Consider the following 5258-nt stretch of genomic DNA (forward strand, 5'->3'; position numbering starts at 1 on the left):
GCCGCCTGCCGACGCAATCTTCTCAACTGTACGCGACGAATATCGTCAACTTACTGAAACTGTTGTGTAAAGAAAAAGACGGCACCATCAACATCGATTTTGAAGATGTTGTACTCCGTGGCGTTACTGTCATTAAAGAAGGCGAAGTGACTTGGCCTGCACCACCGATTCAAGTTTCAGCTCAGCCTCAAGTTCAACAAAAACAGGCAGCTAAAGCGGAAGCGAAAGTTGAAGAACCGACGTCACCCATTAAGAAGGTGATTGGATTGGGCATTGGTCTTGCGGCTTTTGGTTGGGTCGCTTCTGTTGCCCCTGCAGCTTTCCTTGCGCATTTCACCGTATTCATTCTTGCTTGTATAGTCGGATACTACGTGGTTTGGAATGTCTCTCATTCGCTACATACGCCGTTAATGTCAGTCACAAATGCGATTTCAGGCATCATCGTTGTTGGTGCGTTATTACAAATTGGTCAAGGAAGTGGCGTTGTAACTTTCTTATCGTTTATCGCCGTACTCATTGCAAGTATCAATATTTTTGGTGGCTTTACCGTTACTAAACGTATGCTTGAAATGTTTCGTAAAGACTAAAGGGAGTACCAAATGTCTGCAGGATTAGTACAAGCGGCTTATATTGTTGCTGCAATCTTTTTCATCATGAGCCTTGCTGGTCTTTCTAAGCAAGAATCGGCTCGTGCAGGTAATTACTACGGTATTACCGGTATGGCAATTGCTTTGGTTGCCACCATTTTTGGTCCAAATACAGAAGGGCTTGCTTGGATACTTCTCGCTATGGTTATCGGTGGGGCTATCGGTATTCATTACGCTAAGAAAGTAGAAATGACGGAGATGCCAGAGCTCGTCGCGATACTGCACAGCTTTGTAGGTATGGCAGCAGTATTGGTTGGCTTTAACAGCTACATCGATCCGCCTGCGGTTATCTCAATCGACCCAGCGGATATTCATGCTGAGCATGTCATTCACTTAGTTGAAGTCTTCCTCGGTGTGTTTATCGGAGCGGTCACTTTTACAGGCTCTTTGGTTGCGTTCGGAAAGTTACGTGGAGTCATTGACTCGTCGGCGCTGAACCTTCCACACAAGCATAAACTAAACCTACTCGCTATCGTCGCGTCTTTACTGCTAATGATCTACTTCGTGAAAGCTGATGGTAGTATGTTTGCATTACTGCTGATGACATTGATTGCGTTCGCTTTTGGTTGTCATTTAGTCGCTTCCATTGGTGGAGCAGACATGCCGGTTGTTGTTTCAATGCTGAATTCATATTCAGGTTGGGCAGCCGCGGCAGCAGGTTTCATGCTAGCCAACGATCTTCTTATTGTGACTGGTGCATTGGTAGGCTCGTCAGGTGCGATTCTGTCTTACATTATGTGTAAAGCAATGAATCGATCGTTTATTAGCGTTATTGCGGGTGGTTTTGGGCAAGAAGTCAGTTCAAGCAACAGCGATGAAGATTACGGCGAACACCGTGAAATTAACGCTGAAGATGTGGCTGACATGCTGAAAAACTCTTCTTCTGTGGTTATCACTCCAGGTTACGGAATGGCGGTTGCCCAGGCTCAGTACCCTGTGTATGAAATAACAGAAAAGCTGCGTGCTTTAGGTGTGAATGTACGTTTTGCTATTCACCCTGTTGCGGGGCGTCTACCGGGTCACATGAACGTACTACTGGCTGAAGCGAAAGTTCCTTATGATATCGTGCTTGAAATGGACGAAATCAATGATGACTTGAGCTCAACGGATACGGTTCTTGTTATAGGTGCAAACGACACGGTAAACCCAGCCGCGCTTGATGATCCATCAAGCCCAATCGCGGGGATGCCAGTATTAGAAGTTTGGAACGCTCAGAATGTTATAGTATTTAAACGTTCTATGAATCCTGGCTATGCTGGCGTACAAAACCCACTGTTCTTTAAAGAAAATACTCAAATGTTATTTGGAGATGCAAAAGAAAGCGTGGATGCGATTTCTAAAGCACTATAGTATTTTGATGTTCTAATCATAAAGCCAGCTTTAATGGGGTAAACTCATTAAGCTGGTTTTTTGTTTTCATTCTTGACGTTGATATTACAATCGATATGTATATTTATGTAAGAATGTTTTATAGTTCTTAAACGTAAATACTTTCGATTATCTAATTTGATTAAACGCGCATTCCAATTCTTGGTTCTCATTTCAGCATTTACGTCGATTAATGTACTTGCCAATTCACTGCCTGAGAGAATAGATAACTTCATCAGTTACTTTAACTTCGAAGATGCCATAACTTCTTATGATATCCGAGTTATTCAGGCTGAGTATCCGACAAAGCTAATCACGCCAGATTCCTTACTTCCCAGAACGGCACAATATCCACTGCAAGATATTCAGCGACTGTATCGATTATCTCAATCTTGTACGGGTAAACTTCCCCTTAGCCCACTCATCACCGAACCGTTAGTGTTCACAAGAGCAATATGTAAAGAAACCAATCTTTCAGTTCGTTGGTTTGCTCGTAGTGGTCTTATCCATCCTGGTGGCGGTTCTTACGCGTATCGCTGGGTTGCAAAATACCCGGACACTAAGCAATTGTTAGAAATGTTCATGCACATTCAAGAAAGGCCATTATCACCTCCTGGTACCTTATTAGGCCGGTTGCAGCGTATGGACCAAGACAGTATTACCGCGCTTATCAGTGGTGCAAAAATGTTTATCGAGAAAGAGGAACTGTGGCTAAAACAGGGAGACATATACTACATTTTTGGTGCCAATTACTGGCAATCGAATGTCAGTAAAGCTGAACTGAGTTTTTCGCTGTCTAGTGACAGTTCGACATGTTTTGTGCAGCGGGGGAATATGTGTTGGGATATAGAAGATCATTCCGATGTCCTCCGTATTTCAATGATAGCACTGGTTTTCGTGAATATCTTACTTGTTGCCGGGTGGTCGGCTTATCGCTGGAATTCCAAACGACAAGAAATGAAAAGCCGAATGTTAGTCCTTCAGATACTGACGCATGAGCTGAGAACGCCTATCGCGAGCTTGTCACTAACAGTGGAAGGATTTAGGCGAGAATTTGAGCATTTGCCTGAAAGTGTATACGATGAGTTTAGACGACTGTGTGAAGATTCACGAAGATTACGGCAATTAGCCGAAGCAAGTAAAGATTATTTACAATCCGATAACAAACCCCTAAACACAGAATGGGTACCATCAGTATCAGAATGGTTAGAGTATAAAGTATCGGATGAATTTAAAGGCGAGATTCAATTCGCAATTAATCAAGACATCGCCGCTAAACTGAATGTTTACTGGCTAAGTAACTGCATTGATAACTTAATACGTAACGCACTTAAATATGGCGTCGCCCCAATACTGATTGATGTGACGACTGCTGCGGATCGCCTAACGATCAAAGTGATTGATCAAGGTGAACTTTCATACCGAGATTGGCGCAGCTTAAGAAAACCGTTTGTAAGTAAGTCAGGCCTGGGATTGGGCCTCACAATTGTTGAATCTATGGTCAGTCGAATGGGTGGAAAGATGACACTCGTTGGGCCACCTACTACTTTTATTTTGGAGATCCCCTGTGAAACAGACACTGCTACTCGTTGAAGATGATAAGAACTTAGCTGACGGTTTATTAGTAAGCCTTGAGCAAGCGGGATATGAATGTTTACATGCAGAGACAATTGCTAGCGTGGCGCAGCATTGGGAAAAGGTCGATCTCGTCATTTTAGATCGCCAATTACCAGATGGTGATTCCGTAGAGCACCTTCAGAGCTGGAAGAAGCTTAAAGATGTACCTGTCATATTATTAACCGCGCTTGTGACGATCAAAGATAAAGTTGCAGGCTTGGATTCGGGGGCTAATGATTACCTCACTAAGCCATTTGCAGAAGCAGAGCTGTTTGCTCGTATTCGTGCCCAACTTAGGCTGCCTGAATCAGAAGAGGTTGATGATTCAAAAGTCACTACGCCGAATTTAACGATCGATAAAGCAACGAGAGAAGTTTTTTATCATGGCGACTCCATTACCTTAACTCGTACCGAATTCGATCTGTTACTTTTCTTAGCAAGTAACCTAGGTCGAGTATTTACAAGAGATGAGTTGCTCGATCATGTTTGGGGTTACAACCACTTTCCTACAACAAGAACCGTTGATACGCACGTGCTGCAACTTCGTCAAAAGCTATCAGGGCTAGAAATTGAAACCCTACGTGGTGTTGGCTACAAGATGAAAGCGTGATGAAGCCTTTACCGCTTGTTTCTTTATTGGCAGTTTGCTTTCCTCTGGCGGCGAGTGATGTGGGTTGGTTTGAGGAGAACACCTCGTTAACGCAAGCCCATCAGTATTTGCTAGAAGATGATCTCGATGCCATGTTTGGTTCAATCGTTAAGGTACATCAACAGAATTCAAGTACCTCTATTGAAGAACATTTGAATCAGCTGCTTATCCACTCACTTGACGTTGATTGTGGTAAAGGGCTCGATAATAAACGACTACCCGAGTGGTTAGCATCTGCATCGGTACGTAGAACTAATATTCAGAGCCCAGGTCGAGACATGTACAATGTCACGGTCTCTATTGAATCAAAGAAAGAAATAGAGAATATCGCATTTAACCGTTGGGTTGATAAACCTATCTCAACAGACAGTGAATTTGCGTCGACAGAATCTAACTCTGATAAAAAAAAGGTCTACCAAAAACGTTACAACCTTAATAGCCAAATTCCACCAGGATTATATCGACTGGATGTGACCGCAGTCGATCAAGAAACCTGGAGTTCATGGATCGTCTTTGTTCACACTAAAGCGAAACAGGTCGTTAGATGGCAATCTAAAGATCAATGGACCATAGAGAAAAATGCGCTACTTAATGAAAACTGCCCGCTTCCCGAATTGACGGTGGCTCTCTACGATTATGTTGATGGTAGCTATAATGAAGTTTGGAGTCGAAGCTATGAATCTGACTTTCCTACGTCATTCGAACCTAGAAGCATCGAACCAGAAAGATATGTACTGGCGGTATCGATGACGAATCAAAGGTGGCAAGGCCCTGTATTAATCGAACAATCTCAAATAATCAGTAAAACATATGATGTTTCTGTAGAGGAATAGTTAAAGTTCATAGACAATAAGTCGTTATAAACCCTAAGGGAATAACAGTTTATAATATTATGAAAAATAATCTTAGATTTTTGACTTTGTCTATCGCTCTTGCCAGTGCCTCTGCGAGTGCCGCCAATTATGCAATCGAAGCTC

The 5258-nt window shown here is 42.8% G+C and carries 5 protein-coding genes; all 5 read left to right on the forward strand.

Annotation, left to right across the window (positions count from 1 at the left end):
• Nucleotides 1–587 (forward strand): proton-translocating transhydrogenase family protein (locus ACP45E_RS17480; protein WP_198927748.1); only part of this gene is annotated, 587 nt, incomplete at its 5' end.
• Between the two features lie 12 nt (nt 588–599).
• Nucleotides 600–1997: a Re/Si-specific NAD(P)(+) transhydrogenase subunit beta gene (gene pntB, locus ACP45E_RS17485; RefSeq protein WP_017037973.1), complete on the forward strand. Its 1398-nt coding sequence runs from the start codon at nt 600–602 to the stop codon at nt 1995–1997.
• 156 nt (nt 1998–2153) lie between these two features.
• On the forward strand, nt 2154–3608 hold the full coding sequence (gene vxrA, locus ACP45E_RS17490; RefSeq protein ID WP_017037972.1) for a sensor histidine kinase VxrA: 1455 nt from the start codon (nt 2154–2156) through the stop codon (nt 3606–3608).
• Nucleotides 3583–4242: a response regulator transcription factor VxrB gene (gene vxrB, locus ACP45E_RS17495; protein WP_017033589.1), complete on the forward strand. Its 660-nt coding sequence runs from the start codon at nt 3583–3585 to the stop codon at nt 4240–4242. The genes vxrA and vxrB overlap by 26 nt, the downstream gene beginning before the upstream one ends.
• Nucleotides 4242–5114 (forward strand): DUF2861 family protein, encoded by an 873-nt coding sequence (locus ACP45E_RS17500; protein WP_017033588.1) that lies wholly within the window; start codon nt 4242–4244, stop codon nt 5112–5114. Before vxrB ends, ACP45E_RS17500 begins: the two co-directional genes overlap by 1 nt.
• The last annotated feature ends 144 nt before the right edge of the window (nt 5115–5258 follow it).

Origin of the sequence: Vibrio genomosp. F10 str. 9ZD137, from assembly GCF_049974785.1 — a bacterium.
Lineage (GTDB): Bacteria > Pseudomonadota > Gammaproteobacteria > Enterobacterales > Vibrionaceae > Vibrio.